This window comes from Exiguobacterium sp. ZWU0009 (assembly GCF_000798935.2).
Classification (GTDB): domain Bacteria; phylum Bacillota; class Bacilli; order Exiguobacteriales; family Exiguobacteriaceae; genus Exiguobacterium_A; species Exiguobacterium_A acetylicum.
In genome coordinates this window covers 1852879-1874525 of sequence record NZ_CP018057.1, presented here as the reverse complement: position 1 = coordinate 1874525, position 21647 = coordinate 1852879, and the positions used below count along the sequence as shown (strand labels likewise).

General features: G+C 46.7%; 22 protein-coding genes and 1 tRNA gene. 20 read left to right on the top strand and 3 right to left on the bottom strand.

Annotation, left to right across the window (positions count from 1 at the left end):
- Positions 1-32: 32 nt before the first annotated feature.
- From L985_RS09945 to L985_RS09850, 20 genes are all read left to right on the top strand, one after another.
- On the top strand, positions 33-326 hold the full coding sequence (locus L985_RS09945; RefSeq protein WP_047395556.1) for a PTS sugar transporter subunit IIB: 294 nt from the start codon (positions 33-35) through the stop codon (positions 324-326).
- A complete protein-coding gene (locus tag L985_RS09940; protein WP_047395559.1) occupies positions 319-2331 on the top strand; it encodes a BglG family transcription antiterminator in 2013 nt (670 codons plus the stop codon). The genes L985_RS09945 and L985_RS09940 overlap by 8 nt, the downstream gene beginning before the upstream one ends.
- A gap of 193 nt (positions 2332-2524) precedes the next feature.
- Complete coding sequence (locus tag L985_RS09935; protein ID WP_029341938.1) at positions 2525-3955, top strand: PTS mannitol transporter subunit IIBC; 1431 nt, start codon at positions 2525-2527, stop codon at positions 3953-3955.
- A 34-nt stretch (positions 3956-3989) separates the two neighbouring features.
- Positions 3990-4427, top strand: coding sequence for a PTS mannitol transporter subunit IIA (locus tag L985_RS09930; RefSeq protein WP_235609828.1), 438 nt, complete (start codon positions 3990-3992; stop codon positions 4425-4427).
- Positions 4428-4429: 2 nt separating this feature from the next.
- Positions 4430-5572, top strand: a complete 1143-nt coding sequence (locus L985_RS09925) for a mannitol-1-phosphate 5-dehydrogenase (RefSeq protein WP_047395567.1) — start codon at positions 4430-4432, stop codon at positions 5570-5572.
- A gap of 245 nt (positions 5573-5817) precedes the next feature.
- The gene (locus L985_RS09920; RefSeq protein WP_029341935.1) at positions 5818-6615 is read left to right on the top strand and encodes a hypothetical protein; all 798 of its coding nucleotides are present in this window, start codon (positions 5818-5820) and stop codon (positions 6613-6615) included.
- 68 nt (positions 6616-6683) lie between these two features.
- Complete coding sequence (locus L985_RS09915) at positions 6684-7208, top strand: TraR/DksA C4-type zinc finger protein (RefSeq protein WP_029341934.1); 525 nt, start codon at positions 6684-6686, stop codon at positions 7206-7208.
- A gap of 194 nt (positions 7209-7402) precedes the next feature.
- On the top strand, positions 7403-8923 hold the full coding sequence (gene adh, locus L985_RS09910; RefSeq protein ID WP_029341933.1) for an aldehyde dehydrogenase: 1521 nt from the start codon (positions 7403-7405) through the stop codon (positions 8921-8923).
- Positions 8924-8945: 22 nt separating this feature from the next.
- Entirely contained in the window at positions 8946-9308 is a 363-nt protein-coding gene (locus L985_RS09905; protein WP_047395570.1) for a DUF779 domain-containing protein, read from the top strand.
- Positions 9309-9495: 187 nt separating this feature from the next.
- Positions 9496-10506: a S66 family peptidase gene (locus L985_RS09900; RefSeq protein ID WP_047395574.1), complete on the top strand. Its 1011-nt coding sequence runs from the start codon at positions 9496-9498 to the stop codon at positions 10504-10506.
- A 15-nt stretch (positions 10507-10521) separates the two neighbouring features.
- Positions 10522-10863 (top strand): hypothetical protein, encoded by a 342-nt coding sequence (locus L985_RS09895; protein WP_023468553.1) that lies wholly within the window; start codon positions 10522-10524, stop codon positions 10861-10863.
- Positions 10864-10884: 21 nt separating this feature from the next.
- Complete coding sequence (locus L985_RS09890) at positions 10885-11817, top strand: alpha/beta hydrolase (RefSeq protein ID WP_029341930.1); 933 nt, start codon at positions 10885-10887, stop codon at positions 11815-11817.
- Positions 11818-11859: 42 nt separating this feature from the next.
- A tRNA-Leu gene (locus tag L985_RS09885) sits at positions 11860-11943 on the top strand.
- 202 nt (positions 11944-12145) lie between these two features.
- Positions 12146-12913, top strand: coding sequence for a transporter substrate-binding domain-containing protein (locus L985_RS09880; RefSeq protein ID WP_023468551.1), 768 nt, complete (start codon positions 12146-12148; stop codon positions 12911-12913).
- 31 nt (positions 12914-12944) lie between these two features.
- Positions 12945-13589: an amino acid ABC transporter permease gene (locus tag L985_RS09875; RefSeq protein ID WP_047395577.1), complete on the top strand. Its 645-nt coding sequence runs from the start codon at positions 12945-12947 to the stop codon at positions 13587-13589.
- Entirely contained in the window at positions 13586-14314 is a 729-nt protein-coding gene (locus tag L985_RS09870) for an amino acid ABC transporter ATP-binding protein (RefSeq protein WP_023468549.1), read from the top strand. The genes L985_RS09875 and L985_RS09870 overlap by 4 nt, the downstream gene beginning before the upstream one ends.
- A gap of 312 nt (positions 14315-14626) precedes the next feature.
- A complete protein-coding gene (locus L985_RS09865; protein WP_047395580.1) occupies positions 14627-17467 on the top strand; it encodes a 2-oxoglutarate dehydrogenase E1 component in 2841 nt (946 codons plus the stop codon).
- A 35-nt stretch (positions 17468-17502) separates the two neighbouring features.
- Positions 17503-18765 carry a 2-oxoglutarate dehydrogenase complex dihydrolipoyllysine-residue succinyltransferase gene (odhB, locus tag L985_RS09860; RefSeq protein WP_047395583.1) on the top strand — a complete coding sequence of 421 codons (1263 nt, stop codon included), beginning with the start codon at positions 17503-17505 and terminating at the stop codon, positions 18763-18765.
- A 152-nt stretch (positions 18766-18917) separates the two neighbouring features.
- Positions 18918-19814, top strand: a complete 897-nt coding sequence (locus tag L985_RS09855) for a glycerophosphodiester phosphodiesterase (protein WP_047395586.1) — start codon at positions 18918-18920, stop codon at positions 19812-19814.
- A 217-nt stretch (positions 19815-20031) separates the two neighbouring features.
- Positions 20032-20475 (top strand): Rrf2 family transcriptional regulator, encoded by a 444-nt coding sequence (locus L985_RS09850; RefSeq protein ID WP_047395589.1) that lies wholly within the window; start codon positions 20032-20034, stop codon positions 20473-20475.
- Between the two features lie 53 nt (positions 20476-20528).
- On the opposite strand, the gene mnhG is transcribed toward L985_RS09850, so the two are convergent.
- The 3 genes from mnhG to L985_RS09835 are packed head-to-tail and all read right to left on the bottom strand — an operon-like array spanning position 20529 to position 21647.
- Positions 20529-20903: a monovalent cation/H(+) antiporter subunit G gene (mnhG, locus tag L985_RS09845; protein WP_047395592.1), complete on the bottom strand. Its 375-nt coding sequence runs from the start codon at positions 20901-20903 to the stop codon at positions 20529-20531.
- Positions 20887-21123, bottom strand: coding sequence for a Na(+)/H(+) antiporter subunit F1 (locus L985_RS09840; protein ID WP_369792030.1), 237 nt, complete (start codon positions 21121-21123; stop codon positions 20887-20889). Before L985_RS09840 ends, mnhG begins: the two co-directional genes overlap by 17 nt.
- Positions 21124-21170: 47 nt before the next feature.
- Positions 21171-21647 (bottom strand): Na+/H+ antiporter subunit E, encoded by a 477-nt coding sequence (locus L985_RS09835; protein ID WP_047395595.1) that lies wholly within the window; start codon positions 21645-21647, stop codon positions 21171-21173.

The following is a 21647-nucleotide window of genomic DNA, read 5'->3' as shown; positions in this document are numbered from 1 at the left end:
TATTCTTATAAAATGAAGAGGAGATATGACAGATGAATTCAGAAATCATCTATTTCGTATGCGAGAGTGGAATGGCGAGTAGTGTCATGGGTGCTACGATTTTAAGAAAGCGCTTACTTGAATTCGGTATTACGACAGACGTTAAGACATGTCGGATCGCAGAACTACCTGATCAGGCATCTTTTATCGTCGGAGAAGCACAACTCGTCCATCGACATGTATGGAAAGCACATTGTTCTGTTCATCCCGTCGATCGGATTCTTGATCCGACTGCATATGACGTCGTCCTCGAATCTTGGCAGAAAAGAGTGAGGCTGCATGACTGAATTCACACCACGGGAACATGATATCTTATTTTTCCTCTTATCACGCGAAGAACCTGTTCAAATACAAGAGATCGCCGAAACGCTCGAGACGTCGGAACGAACGATTCAGCGGGAACGTGATCGTCTTGCCCAGTCTTTAGAAGATCATGATTTGCGTTTGACATATGTCCGCGGTAGAGGTCTGTTAATTGAAGGAACAGACGAATCCAAACACGCATTACGGGACCAATTACTGTTGTCACATAAACAATTACCGAACGCTGAAGATCGCCAAGTCGAGTTAGCGTATCGGCTACTGCAAGAAAACGGGATGGTCAAATTACAGGCAATCGCCCATGCGATGTATGTGGCACCGAGCACGGTCAGCCAGGATTTAGAGCGAATCGATGAGTGGTTTCTGCAATATGACCTTGAAATCAAACGCAAAAAAGGCATTGGTGCCGAAATAATCGGTGAAGAGATCAACAAACGACGCTTATTGATCTCATTGATCTTTACGCAATGGGATGTTCTCGCTTTCTATCGATTGTTACAAGGAGACGCCGATCAGTTACCCCATCTGTTACGCATGAACCGAACATCCTGGCTTGAGATGATCAATCAAGCGTACGCGGTCATTGCGCCATTGACGAAAGAAGGGCGTCTCAATGATCGACAAATCATGCGCGCGACACTCAGCTTAGCTTTACAAGCGTTGCGCAAAGATCCGTTTCCAATGCGATATGAGTTAAAAGCGTATCCGGTCGAAATCCTCAAATGGGTGGAACGCGTCGAAGAGCGATTACCTGAAACATTGTCGATTTCCGAACGTCAATGGTTATCAGAAGAGTTGCGCGCGTTCTTTCAATCGGACGCAGGAGATACGGAGGAACTCGTCACACGCCTTCGTGTAAAACGATTGATTGAACATGTCTCCTTATTATACGGAACGAACTTTACGAAGGACCTTGCGCTAGAACGCGGACTCGTCTCGCATATTCAATCGTATACGCGTCAAAATAGCGTCAATCCGTCCTATGTCATCAAACAAATTGAACGGGAATATCCACGTTTGTTTGATGCGGTCAAACAAGCAGCGCTATCGATCTTCACCGATGCGACATTTGAAGACGTCGATTTAGCATTTTGGGTCATGCATTTCGGGGCCGTTCTCAGCAAACCGACACCGAAACTACCTTATCGCGTATTAGTCGTCTGCTCTGCTGGACTTGGTTCCTCAAAGTTACTGATGAATCGGTTGCGTCAAGAATTCGCTGAACTCGAGCATATCGATAACTCGTCGCTGTTTGGTATCGAACGATTACCGATCGACTCGTACGACTTCGTTTTGTCGACTGTACCGTTACCTGACATCCGCCCACCACATCTTCTTGTCAACCCGTTGCTTCCTCAGGATGAGGTCGAACGGATCCGGAAATTAATTCTCGCCTTGCCTAAATCCTTTCAGCCGGCACCGCGAAAGACGAAAACGGAATGGCTTGATCTTGAGCAATTGCATCGGCTCGTTGCGTCGTCCATTCAAGTATCGGACGGATTCCGAATGGAACGGTTAGAGCGAGTAGGCGATGGGATTGAATCGCTATTGTTTGAGATCAGTACGCGCATGGTCGACCAAGGATTAGCGAAATCAGCAGTATCACTCTCGACACAATTGTTGCGTCGTCATGAGATGTCAGGTCTCGGTATTCCGGGAACACGGCTTGCGCTGTTTCACGGACGCGATGCGACGATCCAACGAGGGGGATTCCTCATCTTTGAATTGCCTGAACCGATCGACTTACTCGGAATGGATCAACAGTCACAATCCGTCGAACGGCTCCTCGTCTTGGTCGCACCGGAAGAGACCTCGAATGAACTGCTTGAATTACTCAGTTCGATCAGTGCCGCAATCATCGAGAGCCCTGAACAAATGGATCAATTCGAGTTCGGGGAGGAACAGACGATTCGTCTGCTTATAAATCGGACGTTTCGAACGGTCATTGATCAATTCCTTGGTCACACTTGAAAAATCCCTGTCACTCCATTCCTGAAGTGACAGGGATTTTTTTCACGTCAGGCAGGCTTCTTTCCGATCTGTCCAACTTCTTGGACAAAGACTGAACTAGGAAAGATTGAGTAAGCGCTTGCAGTGCTCTTACAATAAGGGCATAGCAACGCAATCATCATATCAACTCATACACGAAATGGAGGCTAACGCAATGGCGACAGCTCAAAATGGAGCACGGGGCATCCGTGTTCAAGTTCAACGGTTCGGAAGCTTTTTAAGCGGTATGGTCATGCCGAACATCGGTGCATTCATCGCATGGGGGATCATCACGGCACTGTTCATCCCGACTGGGTGGGCACCGAACAAGGAACTCGGTGAACTCGTCGGTCCGACGATCACCTATCTCTTACCGTTGCTGATCGGATACACAGGCGGAAAGTTAATGCATGACGTCAGAGGGGGCGTCGTCGGGACGCTCGCGACGATGGGGGTCATCGTCGGAACAGAGATTCCGATGTTCCTTGGTGCTATGATCATGGGACCACTTGGCGGATACGTCATCAAAAAGTTTGATCATCTCATCGAAGGAAAAGTCAAACCAGGTCTCGAGATGCTCGTCAATAACTTCTCGGTCGGAATCATCGGTGGCTTGTTGATGCTCGGTGGATTCAAAGTATTCGGACCACTCATGACAGGTCTTGACGACATCATGGCGGCAGCAGTTGGTGCAATCGTCAGTGCACATTTGCTACCACTAGCCAGTTTGTTCATTGAACCAGCAAAAATCTTGTTCTTAAACAATGCAATCAACCACGGTATCTTAAGTCCGCTTGGTCTCGACCAAGTGAATGAAGCAGGGAAATCGGTACTGTTCTTACTCGAAGCCAACCCGGGTCCGGGTCTCGGATTGTTACTCGCTTACTCGTTCTTCGGTTCTGGTGCAGCGAAGAAAACAGCACCGGGCGCTGCGTTCATTCAATTCATTGGTGGGATTCACGAAATCTACTTCCCGTATGTCTTGATGAAGCCGGTCTTATTGCTTGCGATGATCGCAGGTGGTATGAGTGGAATCCTCACATTCGTCTTATTTGATGTTGGTTTAGTCGCACCTGCTTCACCAGGTAGTATCATCGCTGTCCTTGCGATGGCATCCCGCGGCTCTTACATCGGATTGATCGCCGGTGTCCTTGTGTCAGCGTCCGTGACATTCGTTGTATCGACTGTCCTGCTGAAGACAAGCAAAGCAAAAGAGACATCACTCGAAGAAGCAAGCGCGAACGTCAGTGCGATGAAAGGAAAACAATCGATTGCTTCGACACTCGTTTCAGCTGATGCCAAACCACTTGCGGAAGTCGAACATATCATTTTCGCTTGTGACGCTGGTATGGGATCGAGTGCGATGGGAGCATCCGTCCTTCGCAATAAAATCAATAAGGCGGGGTTACCGATCAAGGTAACGAATACGTCGATCAGCCAACTGCCGCAAAACGCTGAACTGATCATTACGCATCGTGATTTGACGGAGCGGGCGATGGAACAGGTACCAACGGCAGAACATCGGTCAGTCGATAACTTCCTGAATGCCGGTTATTATGACCAACTCGTCCATGAGATCGAAACAGCACGGAATAAAATTTCTTAAAGATAAAGATAGAGACACTCAAGGAGGAATAAACATGACAACGACAATGAACCTTTCACCGGAACTCGTATTACTTGACCAACAATTCGCAGACGAGACGGCAGCCATTACGGCTGCCGGTCAACTCCTCGTCGATCACGGATATGTCGAAGCCGGTTACATCGACTCAATGCAGGAGCGTCATGCTTTATCGACGGTCTATATTGGCAACCATGTCGCGATTCCCCACGGAACAGAGTTAGCTAAATCGCAGGTCAAGAAGACAGGACTTTCGATTCTACAAGTACCGCAAGGCGTAGCGTTCGGAACGGAACAAGCACGACTCGTCATCGGCATCGCTGGTGTCGGTGACGAACACCTCGAGTTGCTATCGAATATCGCGGTCATTTGCTCTGATGAGGAGAACGTCGAGCGTATTGTGAAAGCGACATCCAAAGAAGAAATCATCGCCTTATTGACAGCGGAGGTGTAAGCATGAAAGCCATTCATTTTGGTGCCGGTAACATCGGACGTGGGTTCATCGGCTTACAACTCGTTAAGACGGGTTACGAAGTCTGTTTCGTAGATGTCAATACGACGGTCGTCGATGCATTAAAAGCACGACATACCTATGAAGTCGGTTATGCCTCTGAACAGGGAGGGCGTGAGCGCGTCGACGGCGTGACGGCGCTCAACAGTATATCTGAAGCAGAACAAGTCATCGACGCGATTCGGGAAGCGGATGTCATTACGACGGCCGTCGGACCTACCTTGTTGTCGAAAGTCGCTCCATTGATTGCGGAAGGGTTACGTCAACGTGATCAACAGGAACCTGTCTACGTCATTGCATGTGAAAACATGATTGGTGGGTCAAAACACTTGCAAGCAGAGGTGGCGAAACATCAGCCGTTAGAGGAGAACTGGTATTTCCCAAATGCGGCGGTTGACCGGATCGTGCCGCTTCAACATCATGAAGACCCGTTATACGTCGAAGTGGAAGAATTCTTCGAATGGGTGATCGAGACGACTGGATTACCGGAAGCCTATCCACGGATCGAAGGCGTCACCTATGTCGAGAACATTGAACCGTTCATCGAGCGGAAACTGTTCACCGTCAACACAGGACATGCGATCGCATCGTACCTCGGAGCATTGTTCCAAAAAGAGACGATCGCTGAAAGTTTAACAGATCCACGCATCCGTCGTGGTGTCCAGACAGCACTTTACGAAACAGGGTGGTTGTTACTTGAAAAGTACGGCTTTAACCCAGTCGACCATAGTGCGTATATCCAAAAGAATATGAAACGATTTGAAAACCCGCGGATTCATGATGAAATCATTCGGGTTGCTCGTTCACCGATTCGTAAACTGAGTCCAAGCGACCGACTCGTTAAACCAGCGAAAGAATTGATGGAACGCGGCATCGAAGCAGATGGATTAGCACGCGGCATCGCAGCAGCCCTAACCTATTTCGACCCGGATGATTCAGAATCTTCAGAATTAAATGCGTATATTACAAAACATGGAATCGAAGATGCGCTGAACGCATATCTACAACTGTCAGCAACGGATCCACTTGGATCTCGAATCATCGAACATTATGAAGCAATGCAACAACAAGTCAATTCGATTGCTTAAGAAAGAATACTCTTGTGTGTCAAACACCTTTCACATCTTGTGGAAGGTTTTTTTTTTTTTGACTTTAATGCGAAATGGTATCATAGAAAAGATCTGTTTTTAAGAATCTTCTATCACAATTTGATTACAATTTGTATATTAAATTTGGAATATTCGAAAACGAATATTTAGTGATTAAAATACATTGTACGCTATATGAACGGAACATCTCTATTCCGATTTTTCAGGTAAGAGAAGGTGATCATATGTTGAATTATAAAGTAAACGTATATAGATTAAACGGAGCACGACCAAAAGCAACAAAAGGAACCGGACCGAAGCATTTGATTTATTCGAGTCAATTTTCTTCACGCACACCAGTCCATTTATTGCATCAACTTATCTTGAATCGATTGTTGGTTGAACAAGAAAAAAACCTTGATTTAACATACACGATCGAAGTAAATGCGGTACTCGATCAATTCGTGATCGACGTCCGTGTCTTTTCAACAGATACGGTCAGTGTCCAAGTCGAGCGTGACTTGATTGAAATCATTGAACGTGAAGAAGTCCGTCATATCCCGGCGCTTGAAATTGGAAAACCAGATTTCGCAGAATTCGCTCACATCGTTCTAAAGGTCAAAGATGGTGGACCACGTCTTTCACAAGAGGATACGCAACGGATTTTCAATGAATCTGGTGTTCGAGGACGAATCATCCTCCATAAGGAGCGAATCGATAGTCATGAACCCTCCCATTCGATTCAGTTGTTGATTGGTGGGGCGGAGAAGTGTTTGTATAGTCTCTCGCAATATCAGCTTGATCCACTTTTCCGGAAGCACGGTTTAACGATTCAATCCTTGAATCTGTTACCGTTTGATTTATTCATGATTCGCGACAAAATCGCCATGTTGTCTTCGGCAGATGCTTCGCAACTGTGGATTGACGATATCACGACATCCAAAAACGGACGGTCGCATCAGATTTGCTTTAATGATGGAAATGAATGTATGACGGTCATCTGCGATCTTCACGGATCGATTCGTTCTTACAAATGTTCCTGATGGTTTAACTCTTCTCCGAATAGGCTACATTCTTAACAGAGGTACTAACGAAGGGGAGTCGAACAATCATGTTATCTAAACAACAGACGGAAGAATTCAAGCAACGGTTATTAAAGGAAAAAGAGAAGACGACATCAAACATCGAACAACGCGATACCGATTACGATGAAGGTGAATTGTCGAGTTACGATAATCATCCTGCCGATTCCGGCGATGAACTGTTCTTGCGGGAACGCGATCAAGCGATCACGGATATGCAAGAAGACATGCTGTCGGATGTGGATCGTGCTCTTAAAGCGATTGAAGACGGAACGTACGGGATTTGTGAAGTATGCGGAAAAGAGATTGAGATTGAACGTCTTGATATCATTCCGGAGACGTTATTATGTATCGAGCATGCTAAGGAAGAAGCTGCACAAAATGAGAACGATCCGAATTCACGACCAAGCGAAGAAGATGTACTTGATCCATCGGTCACAGCCCGCGGAAAAGACATCGACGGTGATACGGACGGTTTCTCGAAAGTGAGTGACTTTGGTAGTTCCGATACACCGTCTGACCAAGAAGACGGGATTGACCCGACACGGTCTTGATCGTAAAACATCTCCTGAAAACGGAGATGTTTTTTTTCGAAAAAAATCACAGATATTTACCGGAATTTTTTGACTTTTCATATAATTTTGGTACGATGGTATCGAGAGGGCTGTTTTAGCCTATATTAAAATGTAAGCGCATACAAGCATCCGTCTCACTGCTTGACCATTTTAGTTGAGGGAGGAAGTAACGCATGATTTATGACATTCCGAACAAGCAAGGGTCAAAAGTACAGTACAAGGAACGGTATGAAAATTACATCAATGGAAAGTGGACGGCACCTGTCGGGGGAGAATATTTTGATAATGTAACACCTGTCACCGGTAAAGTATTGTGCCAAGTCGCTCGTTCCGGTAAGGAAGACATCGAACTGGCTCTTGACGCAGCGCATGCCGCAAAAGAAGCATGGGGGAAGACCTCTGTAACGGAACGTTCAAACATTTTAAATAAAATCGCGAATCGGATGGAAGAAAACCTTGAGATGCTCGCTTATGCAGAGACACTTGAGAACGGGAAAGCGGTCCGTGAGACACTCAACGCGGATTTACCGCTTGCAATTGATCACTTCCGCTATTTCGCCGGCGTCATCCGTGCCCAAGAAGGTTCGGTCGGTGAACTTGACCAAGATACGGTCGCGTATCACTTCCATGAGCCACTTGGCGTCGTCGGTCAAATCATTCCGTGGAACTTCCCGCTTTTAATGGCTGTCTGGAAATTAGCACCAGCTCTCGCGGCAGGAAACTGTGTCGTCTTAAAACCAGCAGAACAAACACCAGCGAGCATCATGGTACTCGTTGAACTCATCGAAGACTTACTTCCACCAGGTGTTCTTAACATCGTCAATGGATTTGGTCTTGAGGCAGGGAAACCACTCGCTTCAAGCAAACGAATCGCCAAAATCGCCTTTACGGGTGAGACGACGACAGGACGTTTGATCATGCAGTACGCATCACAGAACCTGATTCCGGTCACACTCGAGCTTGGTGGGAAATCACCGAACATCTTCTTCGAAGATATCATGCAGGCAGATGATGCCTTCTTCGATAAAGCAATCGAAGGATTACTGATGTTTGCATTGAACCAAGGAGAAGTCTGTACGTGTCCGTCGCGTGCCTTGATTCAAGAATCAATTTACGAGCCGTTCATGGAACGTGTTCTTGAGCGCGTCAAAGCCATCAAGATCGGAAATCCTCTTGATTCGGACGTCATGATGGGGGCTCAAGCTTCGAACGAACAGATGGAGAAAATCCTTTCATATCTTGAAATCGGGAAATCTGAAGGCGCAGAGTGTCTCGTCGGTGGAGAGCGTAACATGCTCGAAGGGGATCTCGCAGAAGGATATTACATCCAACCAACGATCTTTAAAGGGCATAACAAGATGCGAATCTTCCAAGAAGAAATTTTCGGACCGGTCTTGTCGGTCACGACATTCAAGACGGAAGAAGAAGCGCTCGAAATTGCGAATGATACGTTGTACGGTCTTGGTGCCGGTGTTTGGACGCGCGATATGAACCGTGCGTACCGGTTTGGTCGTGCGATCGAAGCAGGACGCGTCTGGACGAACTGTTATCACCAATATCCAGCTCACGCGGCATTTGGTGGTTACAAAATGTCGGGTATCGGACGCGAAAACCATAAGATGATGCTTAACCATTATCAACGGACGAAAAACCTACTCGTTAGCTATAACCCGAATAAACTCGGTTTCTTCTAAGTCGGAAAGGACGTGGATGCAAATGGTGGAACGTGTTCAGGCGACAGCAGCTTGTTTAGAGTTAATCGACCAGTTGAGAGAAAAGCACGGTCCGTTGATGTTTCATCAATCTGGTGGTTGTTGCGATGGCAGTTCCCCGATGTGTTTTGCGCAGGGTGATCTATTTCTAGGGGATCAGGATAAAAAACTAGGAGAGATCGGTGGTTGTCCGTTTTATATTCATGAAGATCAATATGAGTACTGGAAACATACGCAACTCATCATTGATGTCGTGAATGGTCGAGGCGGAATGTTCTCTCTTGAGGGTGTCGAAGGGAAACGTTTTTTGACACGCTCCCGTGCGTTCACGCAAGAGGAATATGCTGAACTATCAGCATCAAGTTAAAAAAGATTCAAACACGATTTCGTCGAGGTGACTTGTTCATTCAGGTCGCTTGTGCGGAATCGTGTTTTTTGTTCGTATCACGACGTTCTAACAGGATAAAAGTTGGTAATGCGGCATAAGAACGGTATAATGAACTCATATTTTGACGAGAAGATAGTTTCACACTATGACATTATAGGGGGTCACCATGAAATATCCATTTTTAGGTTGGACAGGTCAAACGATCGGAGTGACGGCGCCCTCCTCCGGATTACGTGAACAGCAACAGGAATGGGTCGAACGAGCAGTTGAACAAGTACAAGCACGGCAAATGAACGTCCGTTTGGGCGAAACGATTTGGTCGCATCAACTTGCTGCGAGTGCGCCGGTTAAACAACGCGCCGAAGAATTGAATCAGATGATGACGGATGAGACGATTGATGCCGTTATCCCGCCATTTGGTGGGGAACGCGCCATTGATCTTTTACCCGAGTTGGCGCTAGCTACGTACCAACCGAAATGGTTGCTTGGCTATTCCGATATCAGTACGTTATTGCTCAGTCTGACGCTTCAGACGGGGATGGCGACAGCACATGGTCCGAATTTCGTTGAGCTTCGAAGTGAAGAATGGGACGAGACGACAAGTGCCTGGCGACGGGTGCTCGCAACGCCAACTGGAGGAACCGTCACACAGTGGGCTTCCGATCGTTATCAATCCGAGTGGACAGACCAAGAACGTCCAGCAGGTTCGTTATTTCAACTGACGGAAGCGACCGAATGGAAAGCACTTGATGAGCGAAAAGAAGTGACCGGACGGATACTTGGTGGGTGTCTTGAGACGATTCGCCATCTGATTGGGACACCGTACGGAGATGTACAGCGTTTCCAGCGTGAAGAAATCAACGGAGAACCGATACTCTGGTACTTCGAGGTGTCTGAAGCGAGTTCAGCAGAGGTGCACCGGACACTTCGACAAATGGCGTATGCAGGATGGTTTGACCATGCGGCTGGCTTTTTATTCGGTCGTACGTCTGCAAGGATCACAGAAGATCTGACATGGCTAGACGTGTATCAGTATCTAGCAGATGAAACGGGCTTACCAGTCTTATATGATCTTGACATCGGTCATCAGCCGCCACAGTTGACGTTAATCAATGGAGCGACGGGTACGGTTCGTATTCAAGGAAAAGATTCACGAATCGATCTGACGTTCAACTAAAAAGGAGAGCACGCAATGGCACGTCGTAAGTTTCAAGCATTAGGCGTTTATAAACGCGTCCATATCAATCCGGAGACACGTCGAATGACGTTACCGGAACCATTTTACGATGCACTTCGTCTAGAAGATGAATTGCTGATTGCACAAGTCGGAGATGTTCTCGTCATGCGACGTCCGGGCGAGGTCGTCGAGACAGAAACGGATTTATTGAGCGAACTCGTAGAAGATGGGTTCACGGGTACAGAGCTTGTCCAAGAGTTTGCCTACCGGCGTCAGCAACAAGAACAACGATTACGTCAACAAGTCTTGCAGGATGAAGAGGATGACCATGCTGCTCAACTGAAGATCGAGCTATAACTGAAAGAAGGAGTGGGGCAGATGCGTCGCAGAACAAAAATTGGAATCGGAGTCATCGGATCCGGATTAGTAGCAGCGAGTTATTATTTTTATGAGATGGCAATCGCCACGAATCCGAAGCCTTTCTTATCGAATAATCGGGATTTGAGTGATGAGATGGTCCGATTGATGCAACCTGGACAGACCTGGATCAAGGAGCAGCCGCTCGAGCGGATCGAGATTGAAGCGAAAGATGGTTTGACGTTACGCGGGCACTTCCTTCCGTCTCCTGTTCCATCAGATCGGATTGTCATTCTCGTGCACGGATACGGAGGCGTCGGAACGGATTTAGCCGGATTCGCCTATCTGTACCATCAGGCCGGTTTTCATGTCATGATGCCGGATAATCGAGGACACGGAATGAGTGACGGTCACTATATCGGATTCGGATGGCATGATCGGGAAGATTGTCTCAGTTGGTCGAACTATCTGATTGAACGGATTGGACAGGATGCGAAACTGTTCTTGCATGGGGTGTCGATGGGAGGGGCGACCGTATTGATGACGAGTGGCGAGCAACTCCCACCACAGATCAAAGGAATCATTTCTGATTGTGCCTATACGTCCGTCAATGCTGTACTTGCGTATCAGATGAAGCGGATGTATCGACTACCACATTTCCCGTTTTTAGGTATGACGAGCGTATTGACGAAGCTAAAGGCAGGTTATACGTTCCGTGAAGCATCAGCGCTGAAACAAGTCAAAAAAGCACAGGTACCAATTTTGTTCATCCATGGTGGGGCAGATACGTTTGTACCGACAGATATGGTATATGAGCTGTATGAAGCTTGTCCAACAGAAAAAGAGCTCGTCGTCATTCCGAATGCCGCTCACGCGATGGCCTATTTTGAGGATCCGGCATTGTATGATGATGTCGTCGAGAAGTTCGTTCGCAACATCTTGCGAAATGATTGACAACTCAGTTCGTTACCCGCTATATTAATATCATAAATCAACGTCGTCGTGGCGGAACTGGTAGACGCGCTAGACTCAGAATCTAGTGGTGGCAACACCGTGGAGGTTCAAGTCCTCTCGGCGGCATAAATGATTGAAGGAGGCAATCCCAGCAAGGGGGTGCCTTCTTTTTTGATGATGAATAGAAAACGGTTTCAACGAATAAAAATTCAGAAAAGTTTATCTTTTTAGAATTTTTCTGGTAAAATACGTTTTAAAGAGGGTACTCTTCAGGGAAAGTACTAAGTAGAGTTAACAATCTTTAACACATAGGAGAGGGGAAACAAACATGAAAAAAGGGAGTATCTTGCTAGCGCTCTTGATGAGCTGTGTTCTCGTGCTTGGTGCATGTAGCATCGGTTCGAAAGAAGAAGAGTCGTCAGAAGGAAAGACGTATAAGGTCGGCATTGACGTCACGTACCCACCATTTGAATATAAAGATGGGGATACGTACAAGGGAATCGACATTGATCTCATGAAAGCAATCGCGAAGGATCAGAACTTCAAGATTCAATTTGAAGCAATGGACTTTAGCGGTATCATTCCGGCACTTCAAGCCAATCAATTGGACGTTGCCATTGCCGGTATGAGTATTACGCCAGAACGGAAGAAAGTCGTCACATTCTCAGATCCATACTTCAAAGCTGGTCTTATTTTAGTCGTCAAAGAAGATGAGAATGGTATTAAATCCGTCAACGATTTAAAAGGGAAAAAAGTAGCCGTCAAAAAGGGAACGACGGGTGCGAAATATGCAACGGATAACGCAGATAAGCTTGGCTTCACAGTCACACAGTTCAATGACAGCCCAGCGATGTTCCAAGAAGTGAAGAACGGTAACGCAGCAGCCTTGATTGAAGATTATCCTGTCATCTCATATGCAAACAAACAACAAAACCTTGGATTAAAACTTGTCGGAGACCGTCTCAACGGGGACAATTACGGAATCGCTGTCTTAAAAGGTGAGAACGAGGATCTGATGAAGAAAATCAACAAAGGACTTGCGAATCTAAAAGAAAACGGTGAATACGATAAAATCGTTGATACGTATCTGAAATAAGTCGCAAGGCAATAAGGGAGTGGGATAGCCAATGGAAGTGGTCAAAACCGCATTTCCATTTTTCTTGGAAGGGCTTCAAGTCACATTGTATATTTTCATCATCGCGGTCATCGTCGGCTTTCTGATTGGCTTAGTCGTCGCATTGATGCGCTTATCACCATCAAAAATCTTAAACGGGATCGCGATTGTCTATATTGATGTCATTCGCGGAACGCCGTTCATCGTTCAGTTATTCTTCATCTATTTTGGACTTAACTCGCTCGAATGGTTATCGATGGACCGGATGTATGCAGGGATACTGACGGTCGCAATCAATGCCGGTGCTTATTTTGCAGAGATCATTCGAGCTGGTATCCAATCGATTGATAAAGGACAAACAGAAGCTGCACGTTCACTCGGGATGACAGGGCGTCAAACGATGGTGCAGATCATCTTACCGCAAGCATTCCGGCGGATGTTACCAACGATTACGAACCAATCGATCATTAGCTTAAAAGATACATCGTTGTTGTCGATTATCGGCATCGCTGACTTGACGCAACAAGGTCAAGTACAGCAGTCAACGACGTTTGAACCATTCATCGTCTGGTCCATCGTCGGATTGATGTACTTCGTCATCATTTATCTCTTGTCCTTAGTGGCGAAGTTCTTGGAACGGAGGTTTACATTACGATGAGTATCATTGAAGTAAAGAATCTAAAGAAATCCTTCGGTTCGAATGAAGTCTTAAAAGACATCAACGTCTCGATTGCCGAAAAAGAAGTCGTCTGTGTCATCGGTCCGTCGGGATCTGGGAAAAGTACGTTTTTACGCTGTTTGAATCGATTGGAAGAGATTACAGGTGGCACGGTCATTGTCGATGATTTCGACATTACGAGTCCAAAGGTCGATATTAACAAGGTCCGGGAAGAAGTAGGGATGGTCTTTCAACATTTTAATCTCTTCCCGCATAAAACTGTGTTAGAAAACGTCACGCTCGCACCGATCAAAGTACGTAAATCGGATAAAGAACAGGCGAAACAGCGGGCACTTGAACTCCTTGATAAAGTCGGATTACGTGAAAAAGCGGATAATTATCCAGGTGAATTATCTGGTGGTCAAAAACAACGGGTCGCGATTGCCCGCGCGCTTGCAATGAATCCGAAAATCATGTTGTTTGATGAGCCAACGTCAGCACTTGACCCGGAAATGGTAGGTGACGTGCTTGCCGTCATGAAACAACTTGCTCTTGAAGGCATGACGATGGTCGTCGTGACCCATGAGATGGGATTTGCTCGAGAGGTTGGAGATCGCGTCTTATTCATGGATGGTGGTTATATCGTCGAAGAGAACGTACCACAAGCATTATTTGATTCTCCACAACACGAACGGACGCAATCGTTCCTTAGTAAAGTCTTATGATGAGACCGGCGTATCTAAATGCGGATACGCCGGTTTTTTGACGAATCATAAATAACTAGGCAAGTGGTCATAAGAAAAACTTATACATTTAAGCGTGAGAATTTGGGAATTCGAAATGCACACATAGGAAAAGAGTAGTAATATAGTAACGAAGGCACTTTCATGGAAGAATGACACGGTCATTCCTTCTCATGACGTTCAGCGTTTTATTCATGCAATTCCTTTTGAAAGCGCTAACAGGTAGAGGGCTGGAAACACATCGAGTATCCACTGGATGTGTGGGGAGAAATATAGAAACGGGGGGAACCGTACATGGCAGGCCACGAGCAAGATCAACAAGCATTTTATGGACCAAACCTTGGCTACATTATTGAATTGTACGAGCGTTTTTTAGAAGACAAGACATCCGTTGATGAGGAGACACGTGCGTATTTCGAAGAGCATGGTGCACCCGTGACGGAACCAGTCGTACCGATGCAAGTCGAGACAGGAGATTTCGAAAAATATCTTGCGGCGAATCGTTTAGCGGAACAAATTCGTGCAAAAGGACATCTTGCGGCGGATATCTATCCGCTGAAGGACCATCCGCGAGAAACAGGATTATTCGAATTGAGTCAGTACGGATTGACAGAGGCAGATCTTCGGAAAATGCCAGTCTCACTCGTCTGCCCTGAACCACCAACTGGTATACAGGACGCGTATGAAGGCATCGAACATTTAAAGGCACAGTACACGGGAGCAGCCGCTGTTGAGTTCCAGCATGTCGACGATCTCGATGAAAAGAAATGGCTCCGTCAAAAAATCGAGCAAGGTGCTTTGACAGCGACGCTAGATGCTGAACAAAAGAAACAGTTATTCAAACGCTTGGCTGAAACGGACCTTTTCGAAAAATACTTGCACAAAACATATGTCGGTCAAAAGCGGTTCTCGATTGAGGGACTTGACGCAATGGTGCCATTGCTCGACACGATCGTCGGACACCTCATCTCGAACGGGTCGGAGACGATCAATATCGGAATGGCACACCGTGGACGGTTGAACGTTTTGGCGCACGTACTCGGGAAGCCATATGAAATGATCTTTGCTGAGTTCCAACATGCACCGAACCATGATCTCGTTCCATCTGAAGGCTCGATTGGGATCACGTACGGTTGGACAGGCGACGTGAAGTATCACCTCGGTTTAAACCGAAAACTCGAGCAAGAGACACGTAACGTCCGGATGACGCTTGCAAACAATCCGTCGCACCTTGAGTTCGTCGACCCAGTCGTTGAAGGCTTCACACGTGCGGCACAAGATGATCGCTCACAAAAAGGGGCACCACGCCAAGAGCAAGCAGCTGCTGCTGCGATCCTCATTCACGGGGATGCAGCGTTCCCAGGTCAAGGAATCGTGGCTGAAACGTTGAATTTAGCGAATCTCAAAGGATATAACACCGGCGGAACGATTCATATCATCGCGAATAACACGATCGGCTTCACAACGGAGCCGACGGACTCCCGTTCGACGCGTTACTCGAGTGATCTTGCCAAAGGGTATGAGATCCCAGTCTTCCACGTCAACGCAGATGAGCCGGAAAGCTGTCTCGCTGTCGCGTTACTCGCGAGCGAGTACCGGGCAACGTTTAAGAAGGATGTCATGATTGATTTAATCGGATACCGTCGTTTTGGTCATAACGAAATGGATGAACCGATGAATACGAACCCGGTCTTATATGATTTGATTCATAAACATGATCCAATTCGTGTATTGTACGGGAAAACGCTTGTCGCGAATGGGGATGCGACAGCTGACGAAATTCAATCGATTGAAACATCGATCAATGATCAGATGAAAGCGGCTCGAGAGAAAGTACCGAACGTCGAGAAAGAGTATGGTGGGGTCATGCCGGATGTCGTCTTTAAAGGGGTACCGACAATCGAGACAGGGGTCTCGATCGAAACACTAACAGCGTACAACGAAGAATTATTACAGTGGCCGGATGGCTTCCAGGTGTTCCATAAACTTGAGAAGGTCCTGAAGCGCCGGACGGATGCGTTCTCGACAAAGAACGGAATTGACTGGGGACATGCCGAAACATTGGCGTTCGCTTCGATTCTCTCAGATGGAATACCCATCCGCTTGAGCGGTCAAGATTCTGAACGAGGAACGTTCGCACAACGGAACATTAATCTTCATGATGTGAAAACAGGAGAAGGCTTCTCGCCACTCCATGCCTTATCAACGGCAACTGCATCATTCTCGGTCTACAACAGTCCGTTGTCTGAAGCAGGTGTACTTGGTTTTGAATACGGTTATAACGTCTTCGCTCCGGAAACGCTCGTATTATGGGAAGCGCAATATGGGGACTTTGCGAACTCAGGTCAAGTCATCTTCGACCAGTTCATCTCAGCTAGCCGCGCGAAATGGGGACAAACGTCAGGTCTCGTCATGTTGCTTCCGCATGGTTATGAAGGGCAAGGACCAGAACACTCGAGTGGTCGTTTAGAACGCTTCTTGACGTTATCGGGTGAGAAAAACTGGACAGTCGCGAACGTATCGAGTGCTGCCCAGTACTTCCACTTATTGCGCCGACAAGCAGCGATTCTCGGAAAAGAGGAAGTCCGACCGCTCGTCGTCATGACGCCGAAGAGTCTCTTGCGTCATCCGCTTGCAACATCGGATGTCTCTGAGTTGACGGAAGGTAGTTTCCAACGTGTCATCGAACAAGCTGGACTTGGCGAAGCACCAGATCGAGTTAAACGTCTTGTGTTCTGTTCTGGTAAGATGGCAATCGATCTAGCGGAAGCCGTTTCAAAATCAGATGAGAATCTCGATTGGCTACAAATCGTCCGGGTCGAGGAGTTGTATCCGTTCCCGGCGAAAGCCTTACAAGAAGTCATCGCGCGCTATGAAGCCGTCGAAGAGATGGTCTGGGTACAAGAAGAACCGAAAAACATGGGGGCTTGGTCCTTCATGGAACCTCGACTTGAGACAGTCGCACCGAACGGCATCCAAACCGTCCGTTACATCGGTCGTCGTCGCCGTTCAAGTACAGCAGAAGGTGACCCGTCAGGTCATAAAGTAGAGCAGGCACGTATCATCAATGATGCACTCACAGCGACTGCTTCTACTCCAACAGCACCATCACACGTATCAAATCACACATCATAACTTAAGATAGAATCGAGTCATAGGGGGAGAATACGATGGAAATCAAAGTACCAGAACTTGCCGAATCAATCACAGAAGGAACGGTGGCGTCTTGGTTGAAACAACCAGGTGATCACGTTGAAAAAGGAGAAGCCATCGTTGAGCTCGAGACAGATAAAGTCAATATCGAAGTACCGTCAGATGAAGCAGGTACGTTGACGGAAGTGATGGCTGCTGAAGGAGATACAGTTCGCGTCGGGGAAACGATTGCTGTCATCTCTGCTGGTGGCGAGGCTCCAAAACCGGCTGCGGCAGAACCAGTACAAGAAACTCCAAAAGAGACACCAAAAGCAGAAGAAAAAGCGGAACAACCGGTGGCTGTGGCAGCGACTGAAAGTACATCTGTTGCGGATCGTCCGATTGCTTCACCTGCTGCCCGTAAACTGGCTCGTGAAAAAGGAATTGATTTAGCACAAGTGGCGACGCAAGATCCACTTGGTCGCATCCGTGTGCAAGACGTCGCGACGTTTGAAGTAGCACCACGTGAGCAAGCAAAACCGGCTCCTACGAAACCCGCTACACCGGCACCAGCACCAGCATCTGCAGCCGCTCCTGGGAAACCGGAAGAGCGAATCAAGATGTCACGCCGTCGCAAGACGATTGCGAACCGACTCGTTGAAGTTCAGCAAACGGCAGCAATGTTGACAACATTTAATGAGATCGATATGTCAGCGGTCATGGCACTGCGTAAACGTCGCCAAGAGAAATTCGTGAAAGAAAACGAAGTCAAACTTGGCTTCATGTCATTCTTTACGAAAGCAGCAGTCGCAGCACTTAAAAAGATGCCATACTTGAATGCTGAGATTCAAGGCGACGAAATCGTCCTGAAGAAATTCTACGATATCGGTATTGCCGTTTCAGCACCAGATGGTCTCGTCGTTCCAGTCGTGCGTGATGCGGACAAAAAGAACTTTGCTGAGATTGAAAAAGACATCATTCAATTAGCGGTCAAGGCGCGCGATAACAAACTCGGTCTATCTGATTTGACGGGTGGTACGTTCACGATCACGAATGGTGGTACGTTCGGTTCACTCATGTCGACACCGATTTTAAACGGTCCACAAGTCGCGATTCTCGGAATGCACGCAATCAACTTACGTCCTGTAGCGATTGATGCTGAACGCATGGAAAACCGTCCGATGATGTATGTCGCACTCTCTTATGATCACCGAATCGTTGATGGAAAAGAAGCTGTTACGTTCTTGAAGCACATTAAAGATCTCCTTGAAGATCCAGAGTCATTGATTTTCGAAGCGTAATCATTAAAAGACCCGTTTTAGATGCGGGTCTTTTTTTTGTTGATATCACTTTGTCATCAAAACACGAAACGACATTTACATCATCTCTATATCAGCTTCATACATACGATTTAGGATAAGTGTTGTAAGAATATTTCAAGGGGGGATTGATTATGTTGAAACAATTTGGATTGACGATGGTAGCAGGAGCCGTATTAAGCACAGGTCTTCCGACAGAAGATGTCAGCGCACATTCAAAAGGAACATCGTTACTCGATCCAAATCGAATCATCAATGTTGCTCACCGCGGAGCTTCGGGATACGCGCCAGAGCATACGATGCCAGCTTATGAAATGGGACATAAGACATTCAAAGCAGATTACATCGAAATTGATTTACAGATGACAAAAGACGGTCAATTGATTGCGATGCACGATGAAACGGTTGATCGGACGACGAACGGAACGGGTGCCGTCAAAGATAAAACGCTTGCTGAAATCAAGAAACTTGATGCCGGTAGCTGGTTCAATGAAGCGAACCCGACCCTTGCGAAAAAATCGTATGTCGGTTTGAAAGTTCCGACGCTTCAAGAAGTCTTGAGTAAGTATGGGAAGCATGCGAATTACTACATCGAGACGAAATCACCGGAAGTGTACCCGGGAATGGAACAGAAATTGCTCGACGTACTAAAGCAGAACGGATTGTCGAGTAACAAGGTCAAATCAGGACAAGTCTTGATTCAGTCGTTTAGTGAAGCGAGTCTTCAAAAAGTCAGAGCCATCGACCCGAACGTTCCCTTGGTTCAGTTGATGGAAGCAAATGAAGTCAAGGCAATGACGGATGATCGATTAACAGCAATCCGCCAGTATGCGGTCGGTGTCGGTCCTTCCTTCAAAGCATTGACACGTGAGAACGTCGCAGCAATTCGGGCGCATGATTTGTTACTTCACCCGTACACAGTGAATGAAAAAGCGGATATGGTTCGTATGCTTGATTATGGTGTCACGGGAGTCTTTACGAACTATGCCGACCGTTTTAATGATGTCGTGAAAGGACTGTACAAAAAATAAGGTAAAAAGGAAATAGTACTATTTCTTCTTTCGAACAGGAAAGGAGAAATAGTTTTTTTGTTTTTAAAACTCGTATTTTAAATCCAATATTTCATTCCATACGTAAACCCTATAGAGGTTTATCAGAATTTCGAATCATGAGACAAAACAATGTAGTCAGTTTCGTATTTCATGGTACGATAACAGTGCAGTTTTGGGAAGGAATGGAGTGAGGATCGTGAGAATTACACAGTATACGGATTATGGATTACGTGTGTTGATGTACCTCGGGGTGCACCGGGATGTCATCACACCAATGCCGCAGATTGCAAATCATTATGGCATCTCATCCAACCATTTAATGAAGGTGACACAACAGTTAGCGAAACTTGGCTATGTCGAATCAACAAGAGGTCGGTCAGGCGGACTCCGTTTGATTCGTGATCCAAAAGACATCAACATCGGTAAAGTCGTTCGGGAGATGGAACCGATGGATATCGTCGAGTGTTTTGGAAGCAACGGTCATTGTGTCATCGAACCAGGATGTCGTCTAAAAGGTGTGCTCGGACGAGCGCTTCGAGCTTTTATCCGGGAACTGGAACAGCATACATTAGAAGAATTGCTGGTTAATCGTGATGAGTTGGCACTCTTGTTTGCTGCCTCACCTTTACAGCGTTCTTAATCAAAAAACCCTCGCTTCCGTGAATGGAAGCGAGGGTTTTGTCATAGCGATACTTATACATCATCTTGGCGTTTCTTTGGTTCCACATGTTCTTTGTTCTGAGACAAGTCGTCACGAACAGACGATTTCCATAACGGCACATTGCTGTAATATGCAGCACGAGCGATCAGATGTCCTCCAATCGGTGCTGTAATGAGCACGAACAGGATGCCGAGAACGACACGAGAGGAGAAGAATCCATCTTCAGTGACGAAATAGATGATGACGCCGATTAAAATCGACATGACACCTAATGTCGCGCTTTTAGATGCAGCGTGAGCACGCGTATAGACATCCGGTAAGCGGATCAGACCAAGCGCGGTGACGAGACTAAATCCCATACCGAGCAAGGCGAAGACCGCGACGATCAATTCATTGATTGCGATCACGTTCGATGATCTCTCCTTTCTCGATATATTTTGAAAAGGCAACCGTACCGATGAAGGCGAGTATACCAATCAACAGGATGACTTCGAGGTAGTCGCTCGTCCGTAAGATGATCGAGACAAGGCCAACGATTGAAATCAAGCTGATACCAATCGAATCAAGAGCAATGACACGATCCGCCACACTGGGTCCTTTGATGACCCGGTAAAACAGACCGAGCATCGAGAGAAAGACACCCCCGAGTGCGATATAGATTAAAATATCGAACATTACCGACTCACCTCCAGAATGGCTTTCTCAAAACTATCACGAATCGAAGCGACTGCTTCATCGACCTCTGGCATGTGGAGTGCATGAATGTAGAGTGTCTTATTATCATCCGAGATATCAACGACGAGCGTTCCCGGTGTCAATGTGATCAGCATCGACAGCAACGTGATTTGCCACGGTTGATCGAGTTCGGTCTCATAAGCGAAGATACCAGGCTGAATATCTAACTTCGGCTTTAAGATGATTTTCAAGACATCGATGTTCGCGACGACAAGCTCGTAGAGAAAGCGGAAAAACAATAGGACGAGTGCGACGACGGGTCCGAGATAAAAGCGTCCTTTGAAGCCGCGACGGAAAGCGAACATCGCAATCAACCCTAGCGCGTAACCGATGACGAAACCGGAGGCCGAGAAATTGTTTGAGAGAAACATCCACAAGAATGCAAGAAATAAGTTGAGCAAGACTTGAAATGGCAT

Bases quoted from the DNA above. Each gene is read 5' to 3' on its own strand.
- L985_RS09930 (WP_235609828.1), top strand. From the start codon at position 3,990: ATGACAACGACAATGAACCTTTCACCGGAACTCGTATTACTTGACCAA.
- L985_RS09895 (WP_023468553.1), top strand. From the start codon at position 10,522: ATGGCACGTCGTAAGTTTCAAGCATTAGGCGTTTATAAACGCGTCCAT.
- L985_RS09925 (WP_047395567.1), top strand. From the start codon at position 4,430: ATGAAAGCCATTCATTTTGGTGCCGGTAACATCGGACGTGGGTTCATC.
- L985_RS09840 (WP_369792030.1), bottom strand. From the start codon at position 21,123: ATGCTCGGTCTGTTTTACCGGGTCATCAAAGGACCCAGTGTGGCGGAT.
- L985_RS09915 (WP_029341934.1), top strand. From the start codon at position 6,684: ATGTTATCTAAACAACAGACGGAAGAATTCAAGCAACGGTTATTAAAG.
- L985_RS09870 (WP_023468549.1), top strand. From the start codon at position 13,586: ATGAGTATCATTGAAGTAAAGAATCTAAAGAAATCCTTCGGTTCGAAT.
- L985_RS09940 (WP_047395559.1), top strand. From the start codon at position 319: ATGACTGAATTCACACCACGGGAACATGATATCTTATTTTTCCTCTTA.
- L985_RS09900 (WP_047395574.1), top strand. From the start codon at position 9,496: ATGAAATATCCATTTTTAGGTTGGACAGGTCAAACGATCGGAGTGACG.
- L985_RS09905 (WP_047395570.1), top strand. From the start codon at position 8,946: ATGGTGGAACGTGTTCAGGCGACAGCAGCTTGTTTAGAGTTAATCGAC.
- L985_RS09875 (WP_047395577.1), top strand. From the start codon at position 12,945: ATGGAAGTGGTCAAAACCGCATTTCCATTTTTCTTGGAAGGGCTTCAA.
- adh (WP_029341933.1), top strand. From the start codon at position 7,403: ATGATTTATGACATTCCGAACAAGCAAGGGTCAAAAGTACAGTACAAG.
- L985_RS09920 (WP_029341935.1), top strand. From the start codon at position 5,818: ATGTTGAATTATAAAGTAAACGTATATAGATTAAACGGAGCACGACCA.
- odhB (WP_047395583.1), top strand. From the start codon at position 17,503: ATGGAAATCAAAGTACCAGAACTTGCCGAATCAATCACAGAAGGAACG.
- L985_RS09935 (WP_029341938.1), top strand. From the start codon at position 2,525: ATGGCGACAGCTCAAAATGGAGCACGGGGCATCCGTGTTCAAGTTCAA.
- L985_RS09945 (WP_047395556.1), top strand. From the start codon at position 33: ATGAATTCAGAAATCATCTATTTCGTATGCGAGAGTGGAATGGCGAGT.
- L985_RS09835 (WP_047395595.1), bottom strand. From the start codon at position 21,647: ATGCCATTTCAAGTCTTGCTCAACTTATTTCTTGCATTCTTGTGGATG.
- L985_RS09855 (WP_047395586.1), top strand. From the start codon at position 18,918: ATGTTGAAACAATTTGGATTGACGATGGTAGCAGGAGCCGTATTAAGC.
- L985_RS09890 (WP_029341930.1), top strand. From the start codon at position 10,885: ATGCGTCGCAGAACAAAAATTGGAATCGGAGTCATCGGATCCGGATTA.
- L985_RS09880 (WP_023468551.1), top strand. From the start codon at position 12,146: ATGAAAAAAGGGAGTATCTTGCTAGCGCTCTTGATGAGCTGTGTTCTC.
- L985_RS09865 (WP_047395580.1), top strand. From the start codon at position 14,627: ATGGCAGGCCACGAGCAAGATCAACAAGCATTTTATGGACCAAACCTT.